This is a genomic window from Methylobacterium sp. WL18, from assembly GCF_008040015.1.
Lineage (GTDB): Bacteria > Pseudomonadota > Alphaproteobacteria > Rhizobiales > Beijerinckiaceae > Methylobacterium > Methylobacterium mesophilicum.
In genome coordinates this window covers 1-1,320 of the sequence record NZ_VRVD01000949.1, presented here as the reverse complement: position 1 = coordinate 1,320, position 1,320 = coordinate 1, and the positions used below count along the sequence as shown (strand labels likewise).

Here is a 1,320-nt window from a genome sequence, read left to right as displayed (position 1 = left end):
GGCGCTCACCGCCTCCGAGACCGGCGGCACCCTCACGGCCCGGGCCCTGCGCGCCGCCCCGAACGGGCGCGACGCCGGCGTGATCCGGGCGCTCGACCAGAAGGGCCTGCCGCTGGCCGAGCGCGACATCGCGTTCGCGGCCGACGCCACCGAGGCGACGGCGACGTTCGAGATGCCCGTGGAGCTGCGCAACAGCATCAGCCGCCTGGAGATCGCAGGGGAGCGCTCGGCCGGGGCCGTGGTGCTCCAGGACGAGCGCGGCAAGCGCCGCCGGGTCGGCCTGGTGTTCGGCGGCACCCTCGACCAGGCCCAGCCGCTCCTGGCGCCGACCTACTACCTCGCCCGGGCGCTCCAGCCCTTCGCGGACGTGCAGGAGGCGCGCGGCGCCAAGGGCACCGCGGAATCGATCAACCAGCTCCTCGACAACCAGGTCTCGGTGCTGGTGCTCGCCGATGTCGGCGCGCTCGATGAGAAGACCACCGCCCGGGTCGAGAGCTTCGTGAAGGCCGGCGGCATGCTGCTGCGCTTCGCCGGCCCCCGGCTCGCCGCCGGCAACGACCCGCTCGTGCCGGTCCGCCTGCGCCGGGGCAACCGGACGCTCGGCGGCACGCTGTCCTGGGACAGCCCCAAGACCCTGGCGCCGTTCCCACCCGAGAGCCCCTTCGCCGGCCTGACGCCGCCGGCCGATATCGGCGTGCGCCGCCAGATCCTGGCCGAACCGGACGGCGACCTGCCGAACCGGACCTGGGCCTCCCTGCAGGACGGCACGCCGATCGTCACCGCGCAGAAGCGCGGTCAGGGCACGCTGGTGCTGTTCCACGTCACCGCCGACACGACCTGGTCGAACCTGCCGCTGTCGGGGCTGTTCATCGACATGCTCCGGCGCGTGGTCGGCCTGGCCGGCACCTCGGCGCCCCCCGCGGGCGAGGCGAACCGCGCGTCCGCAATCGTGCTCGCCCCCCGGGCGACGCTGGACGGGTTCGGCGCGCTAGGCTCGCCCCCCGCCTCGGCCACCGCGGTGGCCGCCGATTACGCAGACCGGGGGAATGCCGAGCACCCGCCGGGCTTCTACGGACCGGCGGACGGCGGCATCAGCGTCAACGCCCTCAAGCCCGACGACCGCCTGAAGCCCCTCGATACCGCGGCGCTGGACGGCGCCCGGATCGGAACACTCGCCGGAGCCGAGACCCTGGACCTGCGCCCGACCCTGTTCACCCTGGCGCTGCTGCTGCTCGCCCTCGACACCCTGGCGGGACTGTGGCTCGGCGGCTTCCTGCGCCGCTCCGCCTGGGCGAGCCGCCTGCGCGGACGCCCGGCGGC

At 75.2% G+C, this 1,320-nt stretch carries 1 pseudogene; it reads left to right on the top strand.

Annotation, left to right across the window (positions count from 1 at the left end):
• Positions 1-1,320: pseudogene (locus tag FV228_RS29985) on the top strand (LytTR family transcriptional regulator); the annotation flags it as partial.